The sequence below is a fragment of the Clostridium sp. CM042 genome (genome assembly GCF_055080995.1).
Map to the genome: position 1 here is coordinate 2,857,554 of NZ_CM143646.1, position 26,684 is coordinate 2,884,237.

Below are 26,684 nucleotides of genomic sequence, written 5' to 3' on the forward strand. Positions count from 1 at the left end.
ATTACTCCTCCTCATAAATAAAAATTTCTTCAATTGACATATTAAAATATCGAGCGATTTTAAAAGCTAATGTAATAGATGGGTTATATCGCCCATTTTCTAGTGATCCAATGGTCTGCCTTGAAACTTCCAAGGCTGTTGCGAGGTCTTCCTGCTTAATACCATTTTGCTTTCGAATTTCTTCTAATCTATTTTTCATAGGCTAATTCACTCCTTAATTTTGTTACTTTACGGAAAGCTAACTTTACATTCATACTACTACTTATGTTACTCTATGTCAAGCATGCTTTCCATTTGAAGTTGGGGAGGGAGACGTTCCTTCTAAAATGTCATTAAATTAGTCTAATAGCTTCGCAGAAGATAATTTATCGATATTCAGGTCTTTTAAAATATTTACAACTGTGAGAATGGTAGGGCAGTAAATAGTTTGAGGTGTGATTTAATAATGAAAAATATTAAATAATTACATTGAAGCTATTGACAATAAATGCTATGTGACGTAGTATATGAGTAGATGTTCATATACGAATTAAGAACAAAATAATATTCGGTTAGAACCCATTGTAACAAATGGGGTTTTAGAGACGTACTATATGATTATAGGAACATATAAAGATATAAGAATAAATTAGGAGGCGAAAAGAGTGGTTGATATATTTAAAGCATTAGCGGAAGAAAACAGACTTCGTATAATTACACTTATTATGGAAGGTGAAATGTGTGTATGTGAAATTGAAGAGTGTCTAAATATGACGCAATCAAATGTTTCACGGCATTTAACAGCACTTAAAAAGTGTGGGATATTAGAAAGTTACAAAAAGGCACAATGGACATACTACAAAATAGATAATAAATTTATAGAGAAAAACTCAGACTTATTTGCTTATTTGATAAAAGAACTCAAACAATTATCTTGTTATAATAGCGATTGTGAAAAACGGGATAAATGTAAACTAGAAAATTTATGTGATTGTAAAACACAAAGTTAGCGATATTTCAGTACCACAGGTGATGATCTAAATAAAGGAGCGATTGATTATGAGTGAAGTTAAAACACCAGAGATTGGATTTTTTCAAAAATACTTGACTGTTTGGGTAGCTATTTGCATGAGTGTAGGTGTGCTTATTGGCAAGTTTATTCCGGGGATTCCGGAATTCTTAAATAAGTTTGAGTACGCCAAGGTTTCCATCCCCACTGCTATACTTATTTGGGTAATGATTTATCCTATGATGATGAAGGTAGACTTTCAAAGCGTTAAAAATGTTGGAAAGAACCCTAAAGGGTTATATGTAACATGGATAACGAATTGGCTTATAAAACCATTTAGTATGTATGCAATATCTTCATTTTTCTTTTTTGTAGTATTCAAAGCATTTATAACACCAGAACTAGCTACACAATATCTTGCAGGAACCATACTGCTTGGAGCCGCTCCCTGTACTGCCATGGTATTTGTGTGGAGTCACCTTACTAGAGGTAATCCTGCGTATACTGTTGTGCAAGTAGCGACGAATGATTTAATCATTCTGGTTGCGTTTATACCTATCGTGAAATTTCTTTTAGGCGTCAGTAACATTACTGTTCCTTGGAATACACTCATTTTATCAGTTGTTTTGTTTGTTGTTATTCCTTTGGTGGGGGGCATTTTGACTAGAATTACGGTAACGAAGAAAAAGGGCACAGAGTACTTTGAAAATACATTCCTCCACAAGTTTGATAATGCAACTACCGTTGGATTGCTACTTATGTTGGTATTGTTATTCTCATTCCAAGGCGAAACTATAATAAACGATCCACTGCACATTTTACTGATTGCTGTACCACTAACTATTCAAACATTTTTGATTTTCTTTATTGCTTATTTAACAAGTAAAAAGTTAAGACTAACACATAATATTGCCGCACCTGCTGGAATGATTGGGGCATCAAACTTTTTTGAGCTTTCAGTTGCTGTTGCCATTTCTCTGTTTGGCATGGATTCTCCTGCAGCACTCGCTACAGTGGTAGGAGTATTAGTTGAAGTACCAGTAATGTTGATTCTTGTAAGAATAGCAAACAAAACCAAGCATTGGTTTCCACAACCAGTAGCTCATAACAAATAATAATTAAGAGTATTAAAATAATAAAAAATGATTGGAGAGATTATTAATGAAAAAAATGCAAATATTTGAACCAGCTATGTGTTGCTCAACAGGACTTTGTGGTGTAGGTGTTGATCCAGAGCTTCTTAGAATTTCGACTGTCCTTAGTGCATTAAAGAAAAATGGAGTTGAGGTTGATAGGTTTAATCTCTCAAGTTCACCACAAGAGTTTGTGAATAACAAAGTAGTTAATAATTTTATAAATGAAAAAGGCGTTGATGGGTTGCCGATTACTGTTTTGGACGATGAAATCGTGTTAACAGGTAAGTACCCAACCAATGAAGAATTAGTGAAATTCCTAAGCGTAGAAATGAGCTTTTTAGGTCAAGAGCGAAAGACTTTTAAAATAAAAGTAACTCCTAAATCAGGGGATTGTGGCTGTTCTGGTGGAAAATGTTGTTAATACTGTAATTGAAGCGTATATCAAATACAAGCCAAATTACAAAAGTGGCTTAATAATGAAGCTGGAGGTAAATAAACATGGAAATTTTTAATCTACAAAATATTAAACTTACAAAATATTTATTTTACACAGGTAAAGGTGGTGTAGGTAAAACTTCAACCGCTTGCGCTACAGCAGTCACCCTTGCAGATAGTGGGAAAAAGGTGCTTCTTATAAGCACTGATCCTGCGTCAAATTTGCAGGACGTTTTTAACACTAAGCTAACCAATAAGGGTATCCCAATTAAGGAAGTTCCAAATCTCGTTGTTGCTAATCTTGACCCAATTCAAGCGGCAGCCCAGCATAGAGAGAGCGTAATTGCACCTTACCGTGGTAAGTTACCAGATGCAGTGCTTAAAAACATGGAAGAACAACTTTCTGGCTCCTGCACTGTTGAAATCGCAGCGTTCAATCAATTTTCAAAATTCATAACCGATGAAAGATTGCAGGAAGAATATGACCATATTATATTTGATACTGCGCCTACTGGTCATACACTTAGAATGCTTCAATTACCATCGGCGTGGAGCAATTTTATTAGTGAAAACACACATGGTGCATCCTGTTTAGGCCAGCTTTCTGGTCTAGAGAGTAAAAGAGAAATCTATAAAAAAGCAGTAGAAACATTATCAGATGGAGAATTAACAACACTTATCCTTATCTCTAGGCCCGAAATGACACCGCTTAAAGAAGCGGAAAGAGCATCAAGAGAACTTTCGCAGATTGGTGTAAATAATCAAACAATGATAATTAATGGTGTGATGAGATCTTATGATGACACTGTATCCAAAAGTTTGTATCAAAAACAGCAAAAGTCGCTTACGGAAATGCCACAGGGACTTCAGGGGATTACTACCTACATGATACCCCTCAGAGCTTACAATATAACAGGTATGGAAAATGTGAGGGCACTTCTTACCAAAGATAATTATAGTACCATTAATAATAAAATAAACACTGAAACCATTCCACAGCTAAAAGATATCATTGAAGACCTGTATAAAAGCAATAAAAAAGTAATTTTCACCATGGGCAAGGGCGGTGTAGGTAAAACTACAATTGCAGCAGTCATTGCTTTGGGATTATCGGCAAAGGGCAAAAAAGTACACCTTACAACAACTGACCCTGCGGCTCATCTTAAATTTGTTATTAATGAGAGTGACAATATTACTATGAGTCACATTGATGAGCAGGCTGAACTTGAAAAATATAAGGAGGAAGTGCTTTCCAAGGCAAGAGAAAGTATGGCAGATGACGATATTGCTTATGTCGAGGAGGACCTCCGTTCTCCATGCACACAGGAGATTGCAGTATTTAGAGCCTTTGCAGAAATAGTAGAAAAGGCTGAAGATCAGATAGTTGTCATCGACACCGCTCCAACAGGGCATACTTTACTGCTACTTGATTCAACACAAAGCTATAACCAAGAAATTAAGCGCTCACAAGGCGATATTCCAGAATCCGTGAAAAAACTATTGCCACGGCTCCGAAATGCTGATGAAACTGAAGTCATCATTGTAACTCTTGCTGAAGCTACACCTGTATATGAAGCAATGCGTCTTGAAGAAGATTTAAAACGTGGAAAAATTGCGACAAAATGGTGGGTTATAAACTCATCACTACATGCAACAGGTACAACCAATAAATTGTTAGCCGCAAAAGCAAGCAATGAAATTGAATGGATTAACAAGGTTGATGCACATGCAAACGGTAAGTTTGCGCTCATCGCGTGGAGTCCTGATGAAATTAAAGGTAACAAGTTAAATGAGTTATTAGTATAAATTCTAGATAGCATGAACTTCGGTGGGATTTGAATTCATTTAACGTGTCTAACTATTGATTTAATTCATTTATGGAGTATAATATATTTATAAGATAGGTGATGGAGTTCGCCTTAACTATTGCGATTTTGCAATTAATGACTCCTACTTAGTGTTTTATGCTAAGTAGGAGTCTTTTGTTTTGTAAAAAATATCAAATAAAAGGGAGGGATTGTAATATGGCAATGAGTTTAGCGATTATAATTATTCTAGGACTAATGTCCAATAAATTATTTGAAAAATTAAAACTTCCAGGACTGCTTGGAATGCTAATACTTGGAGTGTTACTAGGACCTTATGGTACAAATATAATAAGTTCGGATATACTTAGAATTTCACCGGATTTGAGGAAAATTGCACTTATTATTATCCTACTAAGAGCAGGCCTTGGGATTAAAAAGGATACTTTAAACAAAGTAGGGGTTCCTGCCTTAAAAATGAGTTGCATACCTGGTATTTTTGAAGGGATTAGTATTACGTTTATAGCAAGTTATGTACTTGGAATAACGAAAGTTGAGGCTGGGATGCTTGGATTTATTATAGCAGCAGTTTCACCAGCAGTAGTTGTGCCACCTATGCTTAATTTTATATCCAGAGGTAAAGGAGAAAAAAAAGGCATACCAACCATAATACTAGCAGGAGCTTCTATTGATGATGTTTTTGCAATAACTATATTTTCAACCTTTTTAGGTTTATACGGTGGCAAAAATGTAAATGTTCCAATGAAAATACTGGATATTCCCATATCTATTTTTATTGGAATAGCAATTGGTGTTATTGCAGGGCTTTTATTAGTAGCAATATTTAAAAAATATCACATGAGAGATACTAAGAAAACTTTAATAATAATTGCTGCAGCAATTATGCTTACAGGAATTGAAGATGCTTTTAAAAATATAGTTCCCATTGCAAGTCTTCTAGGAGTAATGACTATTGGTTTTATCCTTTTAGAAAAGTACGCTAAAGTAGCTAATAGAATGTCATTAAAATTTAATAAGGTTTGGGTAGTTGCAGAAATTTTACTTTTTGTATTAGTTGGAGCACAAGTCAATATATATGTTGCCTTTGCATCAGGTGTATTAGGGCTAATTATTATTGCATGGGGGCTAGTAGCAAGAAGTATAGGGGTATTAGTATCATTAATGGGTACTGATTTAAATGCAAAAGAGAGACTGTTTTGTGTGATTTCCTATATTCCAAAGGCGACTGTGCAGGCTGCCATGGGGGCAGTACCACTATCCGCTGGAGTTAAATCCGGAGAACTTATATTGGCAATTGCTGTATTGTCCATATTTGTAACCGCACCACTGGGAGCTATAGGTATTAAAGTAGCAGGAGAAAGGTTGTTGCCAGACGACTAGATTTCATATTTATATTATTTTTGTATTAAAAGGGTCTTATTTATAGGTTTGAGAATAAAAATTAAATGATAAATGTTTTATTTTTTAAAATATGGTTAATAATTATAAATGGGTACAAAAATTATTAACTTTATAAAAAAAATATTATAATAAATACAATATAATATATCAATGAAAGTTGATTATATATGAACAATTATATATAATAGAGTGTAGAATAAAAATCATAATATATATAATAATATTATGCGAGGAGGAATGTAAATGAATATAGACGTAAACACACCAATAGATAACCTGTTAGAAATATGGGCTATGTATTCACAAAAAATTATCTACACTATGCTTGAAAAAGAAGAACTTGATGAATTTAGTAAAATAAAATTAGTCCTAGTAACAAAAGGAATTTTTAATTTAGAAATACATAATGTTTATGAAAAAGAATATATTTTGCACTATACTAAGCAAGGCGGTATATTTAAAAAGCAAATTATTTTAGATAAATAAATAACTTAGAATAATACTAAAAGTTATAAAATAACTTAAGAAAATAACTAGTAATTATGCTAGTTATTTTCTTATATTTATATATAGAAATTTTAGAAGGAGAAGGATGTTATGAAACCAAAAGTAGCATTTATATGTGTTCACAATTCTTGTAGATCACAAATGGCAGAAGCGCTCGGAAAGATATTTGGGTCATCCGTGTTTGAAGCTTATTCAGCAGGTACTGAAACTAAACCCAAAATCAACCAAGATGCGGTGAGGATAATAAAGAATTTATACAATGTAGACATGAATGAAACTCATACATCAAAACTAATAGATGATATACCAGAGGTTGATATTGTAATAAAAATGGGGTGTAATGTAGCTTGCCCAATTATGGCACACAAGTATGAAGAAGATTGGGGACTAGAAGATCCTACTGGGAAAGCTGATGAAGAATTTATAATAGTGGCGAAGATAATCGAAGAAAAGATTAAAAGCTTAAAGAAAAGAATAGAAAATAACGAAATTGATCTAATAGCACCGTAGGTGATAATTTAACAGCATTTCAGAAGTAAATTAGTCTGTGAAGCAACATATTTTAAGGTTGAGAAATTAGTTCTCAGCCTTTTTTGCATAATAATTGGATATAATCAATTGTTATATGGTATAATTATATTTGACTACAATAAAGGTAACATTGGTTAATGTATTTATTAGGAAATTACGAACATTTTATTATTTTAACGACATTTCAGAAGGGAGTCTCTCACTTCTATAAGTGGGAGTTACATGCCTTAACAAATAGAAATCTTCAGTGGGAGTATAAATTTCCTTCTGAAGTCGTTAATATTTCAGCTCCGCAGGAGATGATTTAGCGTTTAGTAGGATAAGAAAAGTGTTATAAAATATATAGTTAAGTAAAGAGAGTGGTGTTTATATAATAAGCAGCATTTTGAAATATAAGTTTATTAAAAATATAAAAGAAAAGGTAGGTGAAAAACCTGATTTATGGATAGTTAATAGGAGAAAAATACTTGGAATAGTAAGTTAATATTAATATTAATTTTAGTATGCGGTACTGACCTAAGTAGTTGAGTCCTGTGATACTCCCATTATGTTTAGTCGACAAAACGAAAATATTGGATGGATAGATTGCCAAATATTTAGGAATCAGGGAAGTATTGAATAGTAATAATAATTATAAAAGTAAAGGTAAAAATAAAATTAGAGTCATTCCAATAGGTGGACTTGGAGAAATTGGGAAAAATATTACTGCAATAGAATACAAAGAAGAAACTATCATAATAGATTGTGGAATTTCATTTCCAGACGTGGATATGTATGGAGTGGATTTAGTTATTCCTGATATAACTTATCTTTTAGAGAATAAAGATAGGATAAAAGGGATTTTTCTAACACACGGTCATGAAGATCATATAGGCGCATTACCATATGTTTTAAAACAAATGAATGTTCCAGTCTATGGAACACGTCTAACGCTCGGACTTGTAGAAAATAAGTTGCAAGAACATGGAATATTAGCAGATTGCACCCTAAATGTAGTAAAACCGGGAGAAATTGTAAAACTAGATAAAATCAGTGTAGAATTTATAAGAGTTAGTCATAGCATAGCAGATGCCTGTTCCATTTGTATACACACGCCTATTGGTAGAATCATACACACAGGTGACTTTAAGGTAGACTATACTCCAATTGATGGAGAAGTTATCGATTTAGAGCGATTTGCGAAATTAGGTGGCCAAGGAGTACTATTACTAATGGCTGATAGCACTAATGTAGAACGCCCTGGATTTACTATATCTGAGAAAGTAATTGGAGAAACTTTAAATAAAATGTTTTACAAGGCAAAAGGCAGAATAATAGTAGCTTCATTTGCATCAAATATTCATAGAATACAGCAAATTGCTAATGCCGCAGTTGCGAATGGAAGAAAAATAGCATTTAGTGGAAGAAGTATGGAGAGAATTTCTGAAGTGGCTATGGATCTCGGATATTTACATATACCGCCGGAAGCTATAATTACTGTATCTGATCTTCATAATTACACTGATGATAAGGTAACAATAGTAACTACTGGTAGCCAAGGTGAACCGTTAGCTGCATTAACAAGAATGGCATCATCAACTCATAGGAGTATCCAAATACAAAAAGGTGATTTGATTATTTTATCTGCATCTCCCATTCCAGGAAACGAAAAGTTCATATACAATGTTATAAATGAACTATTCAAAAAGGGAGCTAATGTAATATATGATACTACAGAGGAAATTCACGTTTCTGGGCATGCGTGTCAAGAAGAATTAAAATTAATGCATACCTTAGTTCGTCCTAAATATTTTATGCCAGTGCATGGTGAATATAGACATCTTAAACAACATGCGCTGCTTGCAGAAAAATTAGGCATGGATCCTGAAAAGATTTTTATTGCAGAAACCGGACAAATATTAGAAGTATCCCCAAGTGAATGTAGAATAGCTGGAAGAGTTCAAACAGGAGCTATAATGGTAGATGGACTTGGAGTAGGAGATGTTGGAAATATTGTGCTTCGCGATAGAAAGCATTTAGCAGAAGAAGGTATACTTACCGTGGTAGTTACTATAGAAAGAGAAACTTATAGTATAGTAGCAGGACCAGATATAATAACTAGAGGGTTTGTATATATGAAAGAATCTAATGAACTTATTAATGAGGCCAGAGACATTGTGAGAAAAGAATTAGAACAGTGCTTAAATAATAAGATTAAAGAGTGGGCAGTAATAAAATCTAGTATCAGAAATGCTTTAGGTCAGTTTTTATATATAAAAACTAAGAGAAGACCTATAATTATACCAATAATAATGGAAATTTAAGAAAAACTAAATTTTTATGTTCTTTATTTTTAAATAAGTAAAAAAGTATGTATTATTTTATAATAATACATACTTTTTTCATGTATTGGAGAGACTCATAACAATACAGATAGTCGCTAAGCTAATCCCAACTTACCAGGTTTGATAACAAATATTTTTTTCGGATAAAAATATTTACTAAAGTTGTTAAGATTACAGCTTTAAAGATGATAAGCAGATGTGAATGTTATAATAAAACATTGACAGATTGCAAATACTTGGATATAGTATAAAGGTAAATGCAAATGATTTGCAACAGGCATTAACAATATTGCAGCACCACAGGTGATGATTTAAGGAGTGAAAAAATATTGAAAAAAATTATTAGAGCCATACTCTTAACATGTATTATAGGTACATTAGTTGGATGCTCAAAGGCTACAAGTAGTAATCAAAGTGATCAGTCAAAACTACAAGTGGTAGTGTCTTTTAACCCACTAAAGGAATTTGCAGAGGCTATTGGGAGAGATAAAGTAGAAGTGAGAACAGTTGTGCCGGAAGGTGTTGAGCCACATGAATTTGAACCGAAAATAAAGGATATGGAAAATATAAGTAAAGCTAGTTTGTTTGTTTATACGGGATTTGGAATGGAATCATGGGTAGATAAAACTTTAACGGCTATAGATAATAAAAATTTAGTTGTAGTTGATTCATCTATTGGGGTAAATCCAATGAAAAATGAGGGCGAAAAAATTAAGGAATATGGTCAATATGATCCACATATATGGCTTAGTCTAAGAGAAGCAAAAATCCAAACTAAAAACATAAAAGAAGCATTGGTCAAGGCTGATCCAGTAAACAAAGGCTTTTATGACAAAAACTTCCGAGAATTCTCAGATGAACTGGATAAGCTTTATAACGAATATAAAGTAAAATTTGATGCGGTAACAAATAAGAATTTTGTTACAAGTCATGCTGCCTTTGGGTATTTGTGCAGAGATTTTGGGTTAAAACAAAATAGTGTAGAAGGTGTATTTGCAGGAGGCGAGCCTACCCCTCAAAAATTAAAGGAAATAATAGATTTTTCCAAAAAAAATAAAATAAAAGTTATTTTTATGGAAGAACTTGCAAGTGAAAGAGTATCTGAAACCCTTGCAAAAGATTCAGGGGCTAAGGTGCAAAAAATATACACAATAGAAAGTAATGAAGGAAATAAAACATATATAGAGAGTATGAAAGAAAATCTATCCAATATTTATAATAGCTTAAAATAATAATTAACCCCCATCTTAATTAAGGTGGGGGTTAATTAATTTTTGGACAGGCAAACTATATTGGATAGATTTAATATTTAGTTGCTTTATTTATAATTTTAAGTTGAAGTCTTTTAAGCATTTTTTAATCCCATCTGTCGATTCTGAAAAATCTATACCATAACTTTTAATTTTATCAGTACATAGTCTTATATCTCTTGTATGTTCTTTATATTTTTCTAAGTCCGCTTCTAATAAGTCATCTATTCTATATTCCAGACCAATTTCCTTTAATATTAAAGAGCATATATCATAACGGCTTAGATTGTTATGGCTTCCAACATGATATGTACCATAAGGAATTTCAAATATATTTGGAAACCGGTCTATAACTTCATGAACATAAGTTAGGCCTCTATATTCATTTGGACTAACCTTTGTTTTTTTGCCTTGTAAAATATCGGTTAAGGTACCCCAAAGTATATTAGGGGACATACTGCAATTTCGTTCAGGAAGACCAAAGAGCCAAGTAAATCTTAAAATCCAAAGGTCATCTAATACTTCTTTTAGTAAACCTTCAGCTTCAAATTTGTTTTTACCATACATTGTATCGGGACAAGGAGTAATCTCTTCTGTATATGGACCAACCCCTGTATTGCCATTAAAAACTTGCTCAGAACTAAGAAATATCATTTTTGCATGTACTTCCTTGCAGGCTTTTGCAACGTTTATTGCTCCTGTAACATTAATTTTATGTGCAATCTCAGGATTTTTGTCGCAAAAATCCGTACTAGCTTTGGCAGCTGCATGAATAACATAGTCAGGGTTAAAGTTTCTAATAGTTTCAGTTACCTGTGATTCATCAGTAATATCAAGCATGGATGAACTTGCTGAGAGAATTTCATAAGTGCTTTTATATCTCTTTGCAAATCTTGTACAAAAGAACCCATTTCCGCCTGTTAATAATATTTTTTTCATTTTAACACCCCATATTAAATTATTAAATGCTATCACGTATCAAATTTTATAATCATTTTTTATATTATGTTTTAAAAAACTGTTATGTATTATATACTATTTGCTGTCTATAGTCTATTGTTCATTATTATTGTTTATTGTTTGTTCCTATTGTATAATTAAACTAACAAGAATTCAATACATTAATACAAGAAAAATACCAATAATAATTGATATTGAAAAAGTATTGTAGAAGTTATGAAGACAAGCTCTAGTAAAAGATCGGGTATAGAAAAGATTGCAGAGGAATTAGAAATAAAGCCACATGAGATTATATGTATAGGAGATTCAGGGAATGATAAACAAATGATTGAGTATGCAGGACTTGAGGTGGCAATGGGGAATGCCTTTCCAGAAATTAAAAAAATTGCTGATTATGTGACTTTCACAAATGAGGAGAATGGTGTTGCTCATGTAATAAACAAGTTTATACTAAATAACTGATTAGTTCTATCTTTGGATAGACAAGTTCTATCAAAAATAATATGCTGTATATTATATACAGTAGGGTGGAGATACTATGTTTGCAGAGGAAAGAATAGAAGAAATATGTAGAGAACTAGAAAAAATAAACGTATAGCCGATATAAAATGAAAGCGGGGTATAAATCTATGAAAAAAATAAACTTTGCGATAATAGGATATGGTGGTATAGCAAAAACTCACTCACTAGCAGTTTATGACGCTAACTTAAGGTTTTCACTCCCTTATGAGTTAAATTTAACACATATTGTAACTAGAAAGCCTATAAATGTTCCCATAAGTGGTGTGAAGAATATTACAGACATTGAAGAAGTCCTTAAGGATGAACAAGTTCATTTTATAGATATATGTACCCCGAATGATTCACATTTTGATATTGTAAAAAAAGCAGCTGCGTATGGAAAAGCTATTTACTGTGAAAAGCCTCTAGCAACGAATATTTCTGATGCTATGGAAATGGAGAGACTTGTTAAGAAAAATAATATAATAAATTCTGTAGCTTTAGTGTATAGATTTATGCCCGCTCTTTCACTATTAAAAAGAGAACTTGAAAAAGGGACCATAGGGAAGATTATAGATTTTAAAGTTAGAACTTATCATGACAGTTATTTAAATGAAAAGAAAAAGGACACTTGGAGAACTGGAAAAGATTCTGGTGGAGGAGCGCTACTGGATTTAGGTGTTCACTTAATTGACATGATACAATTTACTATGGGAGATATAGAAGAAGTAGAATCTAAAACTAGGATTTATTTTAAGGAAAGAGCAGAAGTTGATGAAATTGCAAATTGTGATTTTACATTAAAAGATGGAACTCGCGGAAGTCTAGAGGTTTCAAGAATATTTACGCAAAGAAAACAAACAGATGATTACGTAGTTTATGGTAGCAAAGGCAGTATAAAAATTAATTTTAATAATCCTTATGAAATTGAAATATATAGATATGAAAGCAGCTCAACAGAAATAAAAAATGTGGCATCGGGGGATAGTCTATTAAAATATTATGCTGACAAAAGGAACTCCCTAGGATTTTTCCAAAATTGTCATACAGCCTCCCTTATAAACTTTGCTAATAAAATTTTTAATAATTGCGAAGGTGGCATTGATGGCGATTTCTCAGATGCATTAAAATGCCAGAGAATAATTGATAAGGTGTATGGGAGACTTTCCTTCTGAAATGTCGTTAAAAATCCTAACATTTAATACCACGATACGTAGAAAAAAAACTGTTTTTGTGATATATTTATTAGCATATAGGTAAAAATTACAGGCAAGTTAATATTACAAGTATGAGTATCATACAAGTATGATAGATTAAAAGGAAGGTGTCAAATATGGAAAATAAAACTACTTCATCAAATTTTATAAGAAATATTGTTAAGGAAGATATAGAAACCGGAAAACACAAAAAAATAATTACTCGTTTTCCACCAGAGCCAAACGGATATTTGCACATTGGGCATGCAAAATCAATTATTTTAAATTTTGAATTAGCAGACGAATTTAATGGTAAGACAAACTTACGTTTTGATGATACTAACCCAGCAAAAGAAGATAAAGAGTACGTTAAATCTATAGAAGAAGATGTAAAATGGCTTGGATTTAAGTGGGATGATTTATTTTTTGCATCAAACTATTTTGATGAAATGTATAAGCGTGCTTTATTATTAATAAAAAAGGGTAAAGCTTACGTGTGTGATCTGACAGCTGACCAGATGAAAGAGTACAGAGGTACTTTAAGAGAGCCAGGTAAAGAAAGCCCATACAAAAATAGAACTGTGGAAGAAAACCTAGATCTATTTGACCGTATGAGGAAAGGTGAATTCGCAGACGGAGCAAAGGTTCTAAGAGCTAATATTGATATGTGCTCTCCTAATATAAACATGAGAGATCCAATAATTTATCGTATATCTCATGCGGTGCATCATAATACAGGAGATAAATGGTGTATTTATCCTATGTATGATTATGCTCATCCAATAGAAGATGCAATTGAGGGAATTACACATTCAATTTGTACATTAGAATTTGAAGATCATCGTCCATTATATGATTGGGTAGTAAATCAATGCGAAATGGAGAGCAAACCAAGACAAATCGAGTTCGCAAGATTAAATATAACAAACACAGTAATGAGCAAAAGAAATCTTAAGCAATTAGTAGATGAGGGGATTGTAGATGCTTGGGATGACCCACGTATGCCAACTATAGCAGGACTAAGGCGTCGTGGCTACACACCTGACGCTATTCGTAATTTTTGCAGAGAAATTGGCGTTGCAAAAGGTAACAGCACTGTAGATGGACAAATGCTGGAGCACTTTATAAGAGAAGATTTAAGCTCAAAAACGCCTAGAACTATGGCAGTTTTAAGACCATTAAAAGTAGTTATTACAAATTACCCAGAAGCTCAAGTTGAAATGCTTGAAATTGAGAATAATCAAGATAACCCAGAAATGGGAACTCGCCAAGTATCATTCTCAAGAGAAATATATATAGAGCAAGAAGATTTTATGGAAAATCCACCTAAGAAATACTTTAGATTGTTCGTAGGTAATGAAGTAAGACTCAAGGGAGCATACTTTATAAAATGTAATGAAGTGGTTAAAGATTCTGACGGAAATGTATGTGAAATTCGTTGTACTTATGACCCAGAAACTAAGAGTGGTAGTGGATTTACAGGGAGAAAAGTTAAAGGAACAATTCACTTTGTAGATGTAGTAAATGCAGTGCCAGCAGAATTTAGATTATATGAGCCTTTGATTTTAGATGAGAAGCAAGAAGAAGGAAAAACCTTTATAGATCAAATAAACCCAAATTCTATAGAAATTTTACAAGGTTTTATAGAACCAAATATGAAGGATTCAAAACCACAAGATAAATTTCAATTCTTCAGACATGGATACTTCAATGTAGATTCTAGATATACAACTGATGATAAAATAGTGTTTAACAGAATAGTATCTTTAAAAAGTTCATTTAAAATTAATAAATAAAAGTTAATAAAAAAAGCAAGTACAAGATTTTATCCTGTACTTGCTTTTTATTATTATAATAGTTTAGTTTCTATTTCTTCTTTAATTCTTGAAATAAATGAGTCTAAAGAAGTTGCACCTTCATCACCATTTTTGCGGCTTCTAACAGAAACTTCATTTAGTTCTGCCTCTTTTTCACCAACTATTAGTAGGAATGGCGCTCTTTCATTACGAGCTTCACGAATCTTATATCCAATTTTTTCTGCTCTAAAGTCTGCAGAGGATCTAATCCTTGATTCCTTAAGCTTTGCAACTACCTTTTCTGCATAATCATGATATTTTTCAGAAATAGGTAATACCTTAACTTGCAACGGCGCAAGCCAAGTTGGGAAAGCGCCAGCATATTTTTCAATAAGCATTGCAAGTGTTCGCTCATAGCAACCAATAGAAGTTCTATGGATAACATATGGGCGCTTTTTAACTCCATCTTTATCAACATAAGTCATGTCAAATCTATCTGGCAGTGCGAAGTCAATTTGCACTGTAATTATAGTATCTTCTTTACCATGAACATTTTTGAACTGAAGGTCAAGCTTAGGACCGTAGAAAGCAGCTTCGCCAATAGCTGTTTTATAGTTTATTCCTAAGTGATCTAGTATATCTTTCATCTTGGATTCAGTTTCTTCCCAAGCCTCAGGGTTGTCAATATACTTATCTTTATCATTTGGATCCCATTTAGAGAATCTGTAAGTGATATCATCTTCGATTCCAAGTGTTTTCATTAGATAGTTAATTAAATTTATAACATCTTTAAATTCTTCTTCTAATTGTTCAGGGGTAACAACTAAATGACCCTCTGAAATAGTAAACTGACGGACTCTCATAAGACCATGCATTTCACCGGAAGATTCATTTCTAAATAAAGTTGAAGTCTCCCCATATCTAATTGGAAGGTCACGATAACTCTTTTGATCTGCATTATAAATTGTAAATTGGAATGGACATGTCATTGGGCGAAGTGCCATGACTTCCTCATTTTTAGATTCATCACCAAGAACAAACATTCCATCTTTATAATGATCCCAGTGACCAGACACTTTATATAAATCACTCTTAGCCATAAGAGGAGTCTTAGTTAGAACATAACCTCTTTTTTCTTCCTCATCTTCAACAAAACGTTGTAATAATTGGATTACCCTTGCGCCATTAGGCATAAGTAGAGGTAAACCTTGACCTATAACATCTGATGTTGTAAAGAATTTTAGTTCACGTCCAAGCTTGTTATGGTCTCTTTTTTTAGCATCTTCCATCTTCTCTAAATGAGCATCTAAATCCGATTTTTTAGTGAAGGCAGTTCCGTATATACGGCTAAGCATTTTGTTTTTCTCGTCACCTCTCCAGTAAGCGCCTGCAACTTGAGTAAGTTTAAATGCTTTTACATACTTTGTAGACATTAAATGTGGTCCTGCACAAAGATCTGTAAATTCACCATGTTTGTAGAATGATAATTTTGCGTCAACTGGTAGGTCTTCAATTAATTGAACTTTGAAATTTTCATCTCTTTCTTCCATAAAAGCAATAGCTTCATCTCTTGCAAGTTCGAATCTTTCTATTGGAAGATCTTCTTTAACAATTTTTTTCATTTCTACTTCGATTTGCTTAATCTCATCTGCTGAGAAAGAATCTTGTTTATCAAAATCATAGTAGAACCCCCCATCTATAGCAGGTCCGATGGCAAGTTTTGCACTAGGGAACAATCTCTTTACTGCTTGAGCTAAAATATGAGTAGCACTATGTCTAAAGGCTTTTTTACCTTCTTCGCTATCAAAAGTTAATATACTAACATCGCAGTCCTCGGTGATTTTATAACGTAAATCTACGATTTCATCATTCACCATTCCAGCACAAGCAACTCGTGCAAGGCCCTCACTAATATCTTTCGCAATTTCAATTACAGTCATTTCAGATTCATAAGATTTAATTGAACCATCTTTCAATTTAATGTTTATCATATATATTGCTCCTTTCTTTTATCTTATAGGGTTAAGTCATATTTGAAAATAAGACTAGCATAAATACTATGCACAATTCTTTAAACCTATATTTTTTATAAAACAAAAAAACCCGTCCCAATTCTAATTATAGAAAAGGGACGAGATTATAATTTCCCGCGGTTCCACCCAAATTGTTTATAAAATAAACCACTTAATAATTATAACGGAATTACCGGACTTTATTGAAGTCACTCAGAGGCAGTCTTCAGCTATTTTCATTTAAGAATACTTCCAGCTAAGGTATCCTTTCTCTGTAAATGTGCCATGGCTTACTTTTCTCTTCGTAGTATTAAATTATTTTATTTGCATTAATTATAGCACTTGCACTAAAAATGTCAAGGTAGCAAATGATATTATTTAGGCGTTTTCAATAAAATAAATAGCAGGTAAGTTTTTCTATTTTACTACTTTAAATTGTGGTGAATAAGTATTTTCAGAAAGTACATCAAAGATGAAACCTTGGTTTTTGAGACCCTCGATAATTTCAGGTAAGGCTTCAACTGTTGTAGTTTTTGGGTTTAAATCATGCATTAATATAATGGCGTGTTTAGTTCGACTAGATTGCGTTAAAACTGATTCTATAATCTTATGTTTGTGCTGACGAAAAGCGGAAGCATCACTAGAATCAACATTCCAATCAAAGTATTTATAACCTTCCTTATTCATTTCTTTAATTACATAGTTCATTATTTCCATGCCACCATAACCGTGACTAATAGTATTATTAGAACCACCTGGATATCTTAAAATATGACTAGGTTTTTTACCTGTAGTTTCAGTAAGGAACACATCTAATTTTTTTACGTCCTTTTTAAAATTATCTGGTGATGTATAAATACTATTATAATCATGACTGTAAGTGTGATTAGCTAAAGTGTGTCCATCATCAGAAATTTGCTTATACAAAAATCTTGATTCAGGGTGACCATTTACAAAAAAAGTAGCCTTAACATTGTATTTTTTCAGGACTTCTAAGATTTGTGAAGTGTTGCTAGATACCCCATCATCGAAGGTTAAATAAGCTATTTTAGTATTATCTAATTTGTCTTTATATAAGATTTCATCTCTTTTGATAGTGTTTTTGAGAATATTATTTTGTGATTTTAACTTCTTATTGTCCTTATGAATCTGAGTTATCTGATGTGATAATAAACTATGTTGATGTTTACTTGAAACAACGGTTACTTGGCTAACTGCTACTTCCAAAAATGAAACAATACATAAAGTAAAAATAGAAATTTTTACTATTAGGAATTTTAATGAGTGCTTTTTTTCTGTGATTGAAATTCTCATAGTAATACCTTCCTTTTTTTTATATTCATGTACATAAATTATCTATATTAATTTGTAATAGTTTTGAAACTATTAACCTTTTCTGAAATGCTAGAAGCTGTTTCAATCAATTGAGAATTTATCTTTGTTAAAGCCTGATTTTCACCTTTTAGAGAATCAAATTCAATTCTTAAAGATTCGGTTTTGAGTTTATTAGCATTTATTTTATTGTTATTAAAAAAATAAAAAAATATTGAATTTAAAAATAGGGCACTAACAAGCACTATGGAAATAATATTTTTCTTTTTCATTTCTTATTCTCCTTCCTTGTAAAACTTACCAAACGACAATATTATACACTGTAATATGTTATAACTCAACTTTTGCATTAAAAAATAATGGGTTTTTTTTATAAATAAGGTAATGTTTCTTGTAATGCCTATAGATATTGATAAAACAGAAAATATTATTATGGAACTCATATGAAAATCCAGTAGTAATAATTCTGTTTATTTTTATTTAACGACATTTCAGATTCGCAGGAGATGATTTAATAATTGTATATTATATAAATATATGTAATTGTTAATAGACTCATGTTAATAGGATATTTAAATTTAAAAAACCATTAATAAAAACTAGAATTGGACGATATATATAATATTAAGTTATGTTTAAACATAAAATATAAAGTGCGCTCAACTACTTTATAAATACTAATATGGGAGCATGTGTAAATGCGTGAAAATAAAATGAATAAGATTAAAATAAAAAAATTAGTAAGCAAAACTGAAGGCCCTAATATGGAGGCTTTATTTTATGATGATAGTAAACTTAAAGGAATGCCACTTAAAGTAACTATGATATATACTTTAGTTAGTGGGATTTGGATATTGTTTTCAAATAGAATTTTAAATATTCTTATAGAAAGTAAATCTTTAATGTCACGTATACAAACAATTAAAGGATGGTGTTTTGCGCTTATATCATCTCTTATAATATATTATTTAATTAATAAATTTACTAAGGAAAGTAAGAGTTGGTCTCACAAATTAAAAAATAATTATCAGGAAATTCAAGATACCTATGAGCAATTAATGGCTGCAGAAGAGGAGTTAAGATCACAATATGATGAATTAAATGAAAAACAAATAATAATTGAAAAAAGTGAAGAAAGATATAAGTTAGCTATAGATGGTTCCAACGATGCCGTGTGGGAAATTGATCTTACAACTAATGATTTTTTTTCTTCAGATAAATTTAATGATATTACGGGATATGATATAAAGGCTATAACGAATTTAAAGAGTGTAATGAAATTAATTATGGAGGATGATAGAAAAATTGCATTAAATGATTTTATTGATCATATTAATGGAAAAACTTCATATTATAGGAGCAGTCTAAGAATTAAGTTTAATGGCGGAGGAGAAAAATGGGTTTTAATTAGAGGTAAGTGCATGAGAAATAAAGAGGGCATTGCAATTAAAATTTCAGGATCTGTTACGGATATATCTGGTCAAAATGATTCTGAAGAAAAAATCAATAAATTGCAGTACTATGATATATTAACAGACATACCTAACAGGAGATTATTTATTAATACCTTAAAAAGTGAGATTATTAAGGCGAAGGATACGAAAATTAAACACGCTGTATTGTGTATTGATTTAGATAATTTTAAAGAAATTAATGATACTTTAGGCCATGATTATGGAGATGAATTATTAAAACATGTTGCAATATTGTTTAAAAATTCGATTAGAGAAGGAGATTCTGTTTCAAGAGTAGGTGGAGACGAATTTTTTATTTTAATGAGGAATATTGATGATTGCTCAGATATAACCCGACTTTGTGAAAGGCTACTAAATTTACTGAATTGTGAGATAAGTATAGATGATAAGTATGTATATGCTTCAGCAAGTATTGGGATTTCAGTATTTCCACAGGATGGAGATCAAACTTCTATGCTATTAAAAAATGCAGATACCGCAATGTACAATGCTAAATATAATGGTAAAGCAAAATATTGCTTTTTTAATAAGAACATGAGTGAAGTAGTGGTAAGACGTGTTGAAATAGAAAAAGGATTAAGGCATGCTTTAGTAAATAATGAGCTTGAAGTTTATTATCAACCACAGATAGATATTATAAACAGCAAAATAAAGGGATTTGAAGCACTCTTAAGATGGAATAGTCCCAAACTTGGGAGAATATCTCCGGAAGAGTTTATACCTGTTGCAGAGCAAAGTGGACTAATAGTTTCTATGGGGGCTTGGATTATAGAAACAGTGTGCCTTCAAAATAACTTGTGGAAAAGCAAAGGATACTTATATGATACTATTGGAATAAATTTATCTACAATTCAACTTCAGAATGACAAATTCGAAGAAACCCTAAAAAATATTATAAGTGAAACAAATATTGATCCAAAATTTGTGGAGCTTGAAATAACAGAAAGTATTTTCATGAAGAATTTTGATAATAATATTAAATTACTTACTGAGATTAGATCATTAGGTATAAATATTGCCTTAGATGACTTTGGAACAGGATATTCTTCTCTTAGTTATTTAAAACGGTTACCAATAAATACACTGAAAATGGATAAGTCTTTTATCGACAATATTGTTACAGATGAAAGAGAAAAAGCCATTGTAGATGGAATAATACAACTTGCACAAATGATTGGACTAGGCGTAATTGCAGAAGGGGCAGAAACCAAGGAACAAATTAAACTACTGAAAAAGATGGGATGCAATCAAATACAAGGGTATTATTTTAGTAAACCTCTTCCAGCGGGTGAAATTGAAGAAAAATTCTTAAAAACTAATTGGATTCAATCTTATAATTAATAAAATAACATAGTGGGGACTTTGGCGACAACTTTAGGGACGGTTAACAATTATTGATATAATTGTTAACCGTTTTGTGAGGTTTCACGAGAAGTTTATTTTATGTAATATCTCCCAATTGCATAAAAATGGACAATTTTCATAACAAATACATAAATTTGTGGTATATTTCTTATGTAAGATATAAATTCTAAACAAATGAAGGGGATGTATGAATGAAGAATGCATTAAGAAATCTTGCAGTTGTGATTATATTAATTTTTAATTCAAATGTAACTGTATTAGCGGTTGGATCAAATGCAGGGGTACAGCAGAAGGACTCATTATCTAAAATTGAAATGAAAATAGAAGAATTTGATAATGAAATTCAACAAAACATGGCCAAAACAGAAGAGAATAAAGATAAAATATCTAAAACTGAAAAGGCAATTGAAAGTGCCGCAGTGGAGATTAATCAGGTTGAAAAAGATGCTAAAAAAGAACAGAAGGTATTTAATAGTAGGATGAGAAGCATGTACATAAACGGGTTTGATGGGTATATGAGCATAATACTTGATTCAGAGAGTTTCGGTGATTTTGTATCGAGAGTAGAAAATATAAAAACCGTTATAGAATATGATAAAAAAGTAGTGGATGGATTTGAAGATACCAAAAAAGAATTAAATGAAAAACAGCAAAATTTAAACAAGACAAAGAAAGCATTACTGAGTTTGCAAGTAGAAAATAAGCAGAAGTTAAATAAAATAATTGCAACTAAAGAATCACAAAACAAATTACTGGCTGAGCGAAATAGCAATCCACAAATATTAGCAACTAAAAACATAACAAAAACAAATGAAGCACCTAAATATACACCTTCAAGAGGCGCAGCTACTCTATCAAGTAATGCTGTAATAGCCTACGCTTCTAATTTTCTTGGCACACCATATTTATGGGGCGGTACATCGCCATCGGGCTTTGATTGCTCAGGATTTACGCAATATGTATATGCACATTTTGGAGTATCTATAGGAAGGACAACCTTTGATCAGATAAATGATGGCATACAAGTGTCTAAAAATAATCTTCAATCTGGAGATCTGGTGTTGTTTGGAAGCGGTGGTAATCCTCATCATGTAGGTATTTATGTAGGGAATAATACATATATACATGCTCCTAGTACAGGAGATGTGATTAAAGTTTCAGCGATGACAAGATCGGATTTTATATCAGCTAGACGAGTGAAATAGAAAGTACATAATTAAAAGTAGTAAGGCATAAAATTTCTCCTTTGCGACGTGTGAACGAAAGAGGAATTTTATGTTTACTACAACATAGTGCAACACAACATAGTGGGGACGGTTAACAATTATTAGTATAATTGTTAACCGTTTTGTGAAGTTTTACGAGAAGCTTATTATCACAAAATAATTCAAAATGGGTAATCTTCATAACAACTACATAAGTTTTTGATAAATTACTTATATGGCTTATAATTTACTAATTATCATATTATACAAATCGTTTGCATCCATGCCTACTAATAGCTCCTTATCAACCTTTGCTATAGGTTGAATCTTACATTTATGGCATTTGCCAAGACATTTTGATTTGGATATCTTTATATTAGGATGAGTTTCGGTTATCATAGTAATAACAGCATTAGACAATTGATTTTTCTTGCAGAATTTCACTTTCATATTATCAACTCCTTTATATATCTATTATGCTAGACATTAGGGAGATATAATAATGAGCGGACTTTAGATAGTGGAAACAAGTAGGGACGGTTAATAATCATTTGCCTTTTAATTCAACAAATAAGTGGGGACGGTTAACAACTTTTTAACTTTTAGCTTTTATAAAAATTTGTAACTGCAAACTATTAAGGTTAAAGAGGGGGTAATTAAACATGGATAATATATTGATTATTGAAGACGAAGAAAAGGTCTCAGAAATACTAAAAGCATATCTTGAAAAAGAAGGCTATAGCGTATATTGCACCACAAAGGGACTGGAAGGCATAAAACTTTTCGAAAAAATTGAATTCAGATTAGTTATTTTAGATCTAATGCTACCGGACATATCTGGCGAAGAGGTGTGCTGTGTGCTAAGAAAAATTTCTGAAGTGCATATATTTATGCTTACGGCAAAGAGTACATTAGAAGATAGAATACAAGGATTAAACCTTGGAGCAGATGAGTATCTTGTTAAGCCTTTCAGCCCACGAGAACTAACAGCAAGGGTAAATGCTTTATTTAGAAGGATTAATATAAATAAGTTTGAAACAAAAGTTTATAATAATGGAGATTTAGAAATTAATTATGATAAAAGAATAGTTAAGGTACGCGGGACAGAAATAGTTCTTACACCAAATGAATTTGATATAGTGCATATTCTGTCATCTAATAGGGGAAAAGTATTTACAAGAGAGCAGCTCATTGAAAGAATAATGGGAATAGATTTTCAGGGTTTTGATAGAACAATAGATGTACACATTAAAAATATACGTAAAAAGATAGAAGAAGACAGTAGAAATCCTAAATATATAATAACCGTAACTAGAATTGGTTATAAATTTGGTGGTGATTAATTTATGATAAGCATGAACTTTACGCAAAGCATAAGAAAAAGGTTAAGTATTATTTTGGTATGCACCTCTATATTAGCACTTTTTTTAGCTACACTCTTGGTTAATGTAACAATATCAAGAACCTTTAACAAGTACTTAGTCGAAATACAAGATAAGAGGGATATTAGAATAGTAAAATATTTAGAAGAAGTATATAAAAAAAATGGTAAGTGGTCAGAAACCTCAGGAATAGAAATTATGCATGAAGCCTATATGAGTAGATACTGCCTTACTCTTAAGGATCAAAATAAAAAAGTCGTTTGGGGAATGAACGCTAATGACATAGTTAACAATACTAATATCACTATGCACGGAAAAAATGAAGGGGTCTATACTACAAGTACCTTTGAAATAAAATCTAATGACAAGATTGTAGGATACATAGAAATAGGACAATACGCTCCAGTTCTATTATCCAAAGAAGATGTGGATTTTAAACTCTCAATAAACAAGAGTATTATTTTAAGTGTTGTACTTTCAATTTTAATAACAATATTAATTAGTCTGTTTATTTCGAAGCAATTCTCTACTCCTCTTAGGCAAGTCTCAAAGATTTCAGTCAATCTTTCAAATGGGAATTATAATGCAAGGGCAAATGATAAGAGTAGTATTTTAGAGCTTGAAGATTTAAGAAATAGTATAAATGCACTTGGAGAAAAGCTTCAGCATCAGGATATCCTTAGAAAGAGGTTAATATCAGATATATCTCATGAAGTCAGAACGCCTCTTAATATTCTTCAAAATAATTTTGAAGCTATGATTGATGGTATTTTCCCAGTGGACAATGAAAGATTGACTTATCTTAATGAAGAAGTTATTAGATTTGGAAAGCTTATAGACAATTTAAATGCATTAAAAGAGGTTGAAGGAGAAGAAATAGTATTAAACATGGAGAAAATTTCTTTGAAAGATATCCTTTCTTCAGTTGTAAAGGAATTTGAATTAATAACAGAAAATAAGAATATTAACATGATCTTAGAATTAAACACAAGTAAACAATGCAACATTTTAGGAGACAGAGATAAAATAAAACAGGTAATTATTAATTTACTTTCAAATGCAGTTAAATTTACTCCAAAGCGGGGAAAAATTGATATTACTTTAAAAGAAGCTGATGAAAAAGTAATATTAAAAATAGAAGATACAGGCATTGGTATTAAGGAGGAGGACTTACCTTATATATTCGAAAGGCTCTATAGAGGAGATAAAAGTAGACATGAAATGGAAGGCTCGGGGATAGGGCTCACCATTGTACATAATATTTTAAATCTTCATAAGGCGAGCATAGGAGTGGAAAGTAAAGAAGGCGCGGGTTGCGTTATAACTGTGAAATTTAAGAGGGTTTTGTGATTATCCAAAAAACAAAAAAAGTGGGGACGGTTAACAAGTAATGAAAAGATACATGTTTAAAAAAAACATGTATCTTTTCATTACTAAGCATATTTAGGAGAGCTTGTTTTAATCATTTTATCTTATACATTAATAAAAGATTATATTTATGTATGCTTGTCCAAGTATACATGAGTGAAAATAACCATATTTTATTCTCTAAAACTTTTTCATTTATTACAACGAATTAATAAATAAGGTGTTGCTAAGCATAGGATTTAATAAAATCACCTATAATATTTTCGTATTTTTCGTCTGTTCCAATTAATTCTATACCGATCGTGCTTAATTTTGATACTCTAGCTTGCGTAATGTTCCCAAGTGTGTTAGATATATCACAGGATTTAAAGTTGCAGAGGCTTCTCATTAGAACAACTGTTAACGCTTTTGCTTTTACAAGTTTTCTACTGTACTTCATATAAAGATGAACCTTTGATATGTTTAGTTTTGACGCTATAAATTCTACTATATCTTCTGGTTTAAAGTTTCTTATAAGTATTTTCCTATCACTTTTATACTCTGTTTTTTCATCTTCAAATTCAAAGTCAATTTCTTCTTTCAGCTTTTCTTCGTTGTCTCTAAAAACAAGGTTATAGTAATTTTTTCTTGCACTTTTAAGGCTATTTCCAAAAAGACTCATAATAAATCCATAATCAATTAATTTAAAATAATCACGTTTTTTTCCTAAAAATATTGCTAGACTAGAAAAAGCATATTTTTCAGGACAATCCTTATATTCCACTATATCTGTAGGATTATTGTGTGTATATAGTGATAAGGTCTTTAAATATCTTTCATTAGCAACTATTATACTCTTAAACCTATCTCTAAAAAGATGACCTTCCCTTTTATGCTTTTTATTAAAATACATTGCATAAGAAAAATTTATTCCATGCATTACTTTTGATATGTCTGATCCATTAGCATCAATTATTAAATGTAAATGGTTATCCATTAGGCAATACCCATAAAGTTTAAAATCATATAGGATTTTATATTTTTTTATAAGCGATAAATACTTTTTCTTATCATCAGCATCCTTGAATAAATCTACCTCAGTGATACTTTTGCACATAATATGATATATAGATCTGTCACTTTTTAATCTAAAGGTTCTTGACATAAAAAATCATCCTTCCTCATAAGCTTTTCTTAAAATTATTGCCTATGGGTCAGGATGATATTCATATTCTTAAGCCAATAGTTCAAATAGTTGTTAACCGTCCCTGGTGTTGAAACTTTTCTTTTTTATTTTAAGTGACGATTTTAGCTTTAAACACATAATATAAAGCAAAGGCACATTAAAATAAATAACAAATCAATATACGAGTATATTCTAGCCTAGTCTATTTTTCGTTATCTTTGACTTGTTTTCTATTCTTGTGGGTCATAAGACAACATCAAGGTAGGTGAAAAAATGGAAAAATTAATAGTAAAACTAACAGAAATTGCAGTAGGGGAAAAAGTACAAGTGGTAAAATTGCTTTCAGAAGGTTTATCAAGACAACGAATGCTGGATTTAGGTATAGTACCAAACACCACCATCCACGTACTTAGGCAAAGCCCTTTTGGAGATCCTACGGCATATCTTATAAGAGATACTTGTATTGCACTAAGAGAAGAAGAAGCACAAAATATTATGGTAAAAGGCATAGAATTGTAGCTATTAGATT

General features: G+C 31.5%; 24 protein-coding genes, 1 riboswitch and 1 other annotated feature. Of the genes, 17 read left to right on the top strand and 7 right to left on the bottom strand.

The window, feature by feature from the left end:
• Nucleotide 1 precedes the first annotated feature (1 nt).
• A complete protein-coding gene (locus ACWJJ7_RS13725) occupies nt 2–199 on the bottom strand; it encodes a helix-turn-helix transcriptional regulator (RefSeq protein WP_462962574.1) in 198 nt (65 codons plus the stop codon).
• Nucleotides 200–644: 445 nt separating this feature from the next.
• On the opposite strand from ACWJJ7_RS13725, the gene ACWJJ7_RS13730 reads away from it, so the two are divergent.
• From ACWJJ7_RS13730 to ACWJJ7_RS13770, 9 genes are all read left to right on the top strand, one after another.
• Nucleotides 645–989 (top strand): ArsR/SmtB family transcription factor, encoded by a 345-nt coding sequence (locus ACWJJ7_RS13730; RefSeq protein ID WP_462962575.1) that lies wholly within the window; start codon nt 645–647, stop codon nt 987–989.
• Between the two features lie 49 nt (nt 990–1,038).
• Nucleotides 1,039–2,103, top strand: coding sequence for an ACR3 family arsenite efflux transporter (arsB, locus tag ACWJJ7_RS13735; protein WP_462962576.1), 1,065 nt, complete (start codon nt 1,039–1,041; stop codon nt 2,101–2,103).
• Between the two features lie 46 nt (nt 2,104–2,149).
• Complete coding sequence (arsD, locus tag ACWJJ7_RS13740; RefSeq protein WP_462962577.1) at nt 2,150–2,545, top strand: arsenite efflux transporter metallochaperone ArsD; 396 nt, start codon at nt 2,150–2,152, stop codon at nt 2,543–2,545.
• A gap of 77 nt (nt 2,546–2,622) precedes the next feature.
• The gene (gene arsA / locus ACWJJ7_RS13745) at nt 2,623–4,365 is read left to right on the top strand and encodes an arsenical pump-driving ATPase (protein WP_462962578.1); all 1,743 of its coding nucleotides are present in this window, start codon (nt 2,623–2,625) and stop codon (nt 4,363–4,365) included.
• 88 nt (nt 4,366–4,453) lie between these two features.
• Nucleotides 4,454–4,519, top strand: a riboswitch (Fluoride riboswitch).
• Between the two features lie 64 nt (nt 4,520–4,583).
• Entirely contained in the window at nt 4,584–5,765 is a 1,182-nt protein-coding gene (locus tag ACWJJ7_RS13750; protein WP_462962579.1) for a cation:proton antiporter, read from the top strand.
• Between the two features lie 264 nt (nt 5,766–6,029).
• Complete coding sequence (locus ACWJJ7_RS13755) at nt 6,030–6,272, top strand: hypothetical protein (protein ID WP_462962580.1); 243 nt, start codon at nt 6,030–6,032, stop codon at nt 6,270–6,272.
• Between the two features lie 111 nt (nt 6,273–6,383).
• Nucleotides 6,384–6,803: an arsenate reductase ArsC gene (locus tag ACWJJ7_RS13760; RefSeq protein ID WP_462962581.1), complete on the top strand. Its 420-nt coding sequence runs from the start codon at nt 6,384–6,386 to the stop codon at nt 6,801–6,803.
• A 635-nt stretch (nt 6,804–7,438) separates the two neighbouring features.
• Nucleotides 7,439–9,127, top strand: coding sequence for a ribonuclease J (locus ACWJJ7_RS13765; RefSeq protein ID WP_462962582.1), 1,689 nt, complete (start codon nt 7,439–7,441; stop codon nt 9,125–9,127).
• A 347-nt stretch (nt 9,128–9,474) separates the two neighbouring features.
• The gene (locus tag ACWJJ7_RS13770) at nt 9,475–10,380 is read left to right on the top strand and encodes a metal ABC transporter substrate-binding protein (RefSeq protein WP_462964997.1); all 906 of its coding nucleotides are present in this window, start codon (nt 9,475–9,477) and stop codon (nt 10,378–10,380) included.
• Nucleotides 10,381–10,470: 90 nt separating this feature from the next.
• Here ACWJJ7_RS13770 and ACWJJ7_RS13775 read toward each other — a convergent pair whose 3' ends face one another.
• Nucleotides 10,471–11,337 (bottom strand): SDR family oxidoreductase, encoded by an 867-nt coding sequence (locus tag ACWJJ7_RS13775; protein ID WP_462962583.1) that lies wholly within the window; start codon nt 11,335–11,337, stop codon nt 10,471–10,473.
• A 225-nt stretch (nt 11,338–11,562) separates the two neighbouring features.
• Between ACWJJ7_RS13775 and ACWJJ7_RS13780 the strand changes: the two genes are divergently transcribed.
• The 3 genes from ACWJJ7_RS13780 to ACWJJ7_RS13790 all read left to right on the top strand — a co-directional run bounded on the left by ACWJJ7_RS13780 (nt 11,563) and on the right by ACWJJ7_RS13790 (nt 14,851).
• On the top strand, nt 11,563–11,820 hold the full coding sequence (locus ACWJJ7_RS13780) for an HAD family hydrolase (RefSeq protein ID WP_462964998.1): 258 nt from the start codon (nt 11,563–11,565) through the stop codon (nt 11,818–11,820).
• 167 nt (nt 11,821–11,987) lie between these two features.
• Nucleotides 11,988–13,034 carry a Gfo/Idh/MocA family protein gene (locus ACWJJ7_RS13785; protein ID WP_462962584.1) on the top strand — a complete coding sequence of 349 codons (1,047 nt, stop codon included), beginning with the start codon at nt 11,988–11,990 and terminating at the stop codon, nt 13,032–13,034.
• 158 nt (nt 13,035–13,192) lie between these two features.
• On the top strand, nt 13,193–14,851 hold the full coding sequence (locus tag ACWJJ7_RS13790) for a glutamine--tRNA ligase/YqeY domain fusion protein (protein WP_462962585.1): 1,659 nt from the start codon (nt 13,193–13,195) through the stop codon (nt 14,849–14,851).
• 53 nt (nt 14,852–14,904) lie between these two features.
• Here the strand turns inward: ACWJJ7_RS13790 and thrS are convergent, their stop codons facing one another.
• The 3 genes from thrS to ACWJJ7_RS13805 form a co-directional block, all read right to left on the bottom strand.
• Nucleotides 14,905–16,842, bottom strand: a complete 1,938-nt coding sequence (gene thrS / locus ACWJJ7_RS13795; RefSeq protein WP_462962586.1) for a threonine--tRNA ligase — start codon at nt 16,840–16,842, stop codon at nt 14,905–14,907.
• Between the two features lie 133 nt (nt 16,843–16,975).
• Nucleotides 16,976–17,178 (bottom strand) — a binding site (T-box leader).
• A 102-nt stretch (nt 17,179–17,280) separates the two neighbouring features.
• The gene (locus tag ACWJJ7_RS13800) at nt 17,281–18,177 is read right to left on the bottom strand and encodes a polysaccharide deacetylase family protein (protein WP_462962587.1); all 897 of its coding nucleotides are present in this window, start codon (nt 18,175–18,177) and stop codon (nt 17,281–17,283) included.
• A gap of 47 nt (nt 18,178–18,224) precedes the next feature.
• Nucleotides 18,225–18,467, bottom strand: a complete 243-nt coding sequence (locus tag ACWJJ7_RS13805) for a hypothetical protein (protein WP_462962588.1) — start codon at nt 18,465–18,467, stop codon at nt 18,225–18,227.
• Between the two features lie 426 nt (nt 18,468–18,893).
• Here ACWJJ7_RS13805 and ACWJJ7_RS13810 point away from each other — a divergent pair, with 426 nt between their 5' ends.
• Together ACWJJ7_RS13810 and ACWJJ7_RS13815 are read left to right on the top strand one after the other, a co-directional pair.
• Nucleotides 18,894–21,011: a sensor domain-containing protein gene (locus tag ACWJJ7_RS13810; RefSeq protein ID WP_462962589.1), complete on the top strand. Its 2,118-nt coding sequence runs from the start codon at nt 18,894–18,896 to the stop codon at nt 21,009–21,011.
• A 215-nt stretch (nt 21,012–21,226) separates the two neighbouring features.
• Complete coding sequence (locus tag ACWJJ7_RS13815; protein WP_462962590.1) at nt 21,227–22,240, top strand: C40 family peptidase; 1,014 nt, start codon at nt 21,227–21,229, stop codon at nt 22,238–22,240.
• A 240-nt stretch (nt 22,241–22,480) separates the two neighbouring features.
• Here ACWJJ7_RS13815 and ACWJJ7_RS13820 read toward each other — a convergent pair whose 3' ends face one another.
• Entirely contained in the window at nt 22,481–22,690 is a 210-nt protein-coding gene (locus ACWJJ7_RS13820) for a DUF1450 domain-containing protein (RefSeq protein WP_462962591.1), read from the bottom strand.
• Nucleotides 22,691–22,902: 212 nt separating this feature from the next.
• On the opposite strand from ACWJJ7_RS13820, the gene ACWJJ7_RS13825 reads away from it, so the two are divergent.
• Together ACWJJ7_RS13825 and ACWJJ7_RS13830 are read left to right on the top strand one after the other, a co-directional pair.
• Nucleotides 22,903–23,583 carry a response regulator transcription factor gene (locus ACWJJ7_RS13825; protein WP_462962592.1) on the top strand — a complete coding sequence of 227 codons (681 nt, stop codon included), beginning with the start codon at nt 22,903–22,905 and terminating at the stop codon, nt 23,581–23,583.
• 3 nt (nt 23,584–23,586) lie between these two features.
• A complete protein-coding gene (locus ACWJJ7_RS13830; RefSeq protein ID WP_462962593.1) occupies nt 23,587–24,972 on the top strand; it encodes a sensor histidine kinase in 1,386 nt (461 codons plus the stop codon).
• A 244-nt stretch (nt 24,973–25,216) separates the two neighbouring features.
• Here ACWJJ7_RS13830 and ACWJJ7_RS13835 read toward each other — a convergent pair whose 3' ends face one another.
• Nucleotides 25,217–26,134, bottom strand: a complete 918-nt coding sequence (locus tag ACWJJ7_RS13835) for a transposase (RefSeq protein ID WP_462962594.1) — start codon at nt 26,132–26,134, stop codon at nt 25,217–25,219.
• Between the two features lie 294 nt (nt 26,135–26,428).
• On the opposite strand from ACWJJ7_RS13835, the gene ACWJJ7_RS13840 reads away from it, so the two are divergent.
• Nucleotides 26,429–26,674, top strand: coding sequence for a FeoA family protein (locus tag ACWJJ7_RS13840; RefSeq protein WP_462962595.1), 246 nt, complete (start codon nt 26,429–26,431; stop codon nt 26,672–26,674).
• Nucleotides 26,675–26,684: the final 10 nt, after the last annotated feature.